Source organism: Streptomyces sp. SID14436 (assembly GCF_010548465.1).
Taxonomy (GTDB): domain Bacteria; phylum Actinomycetota; class Actinomycetes; order Streptomycetales; family Streptomycetaceae; genus Streptomyces.
This window is the reverse complement of record NZ_JAAGMD010000043.1, coordinates 1-724: the sequence shown is the minus strand read 5'-3', so window position 1 is coordinate 724 and position 724 is coordinate 1. Positions and strand designations below refer to the sequence as shown.

General features: G+C 75.4%; 1 protein-coding gene. It reads left to right on the top strand.

Annotated features, from left to right (window positions below):
• On the top strand, positions 1 to 652 hold a 652-nt coding region (locus tag G3I53_RS01540), incomplete at its 5' end, for a L,D-transpeptidase family protein (protein WP_164437954.1).
• Positions 653 to 724 lie beyond the last annotated feature (72 nt).

Genomic DNA, 724 nt, shown 5'->3' with positions numbered 1-724 from the left:
CGGCGCACCCGGTGCCGCGGGCACCGCGCAGGGCAGGGCGGGCGCCGGGGTGGCGACCGCCGCCCCCGCCCGGCTGCCCGGACTGGGACCGAAGACCCTCGGGCAGATCCCCGGGGACACCCGTCAGGTCGTCGTGGTCACCGGCCGCGGCAAGGACTCCTCCCGCTCCGAGGCCGTCCTGCACCGGCGGACCGCCACCGGATGGGAGGCCGGTCCGGCCTGGCCGGCCCACAACGCGCTGAAGGGCTGGACCGACGACCACCGCATGGGCGACCTCAGGTCCCCCGTCGGCGTGTTCACCCTGAGCGACGCCGGCGGACTCCTGCCCGACCCGGGAACCCGGCTGACCTACGACGAGAACCCGGGCTTCGCCATCAGCGGCACGGGCTTCGAGGGCGAGTCGCTCGAGGGGTCGTTCGACTACGTCATCGCGATCGACTACAACCGCGTGCCGGGCACCTCACCGCTGGACCGGACCCGGCCGCTCGGCGCCGACCGGGGCGGCGGCGTGTGGTTGCACGTCGACCACGACGGGCCCACCCAGGGGTGCGTGAGCCTGAAGGAGCGGCACATGAAGGAACTCCTGCGCGTCCTCGACCCGGACCAGCACCCGGTCGTCGTCATGGGGGACGCGGAGTCCCTCCTCCGGTGAGCGCGGAGGCACCTCAGGCCGCCTCGCCGCCGGCCGCACGTCACCGGCGGGCCGGCCGCCGTAGCCCGTTCG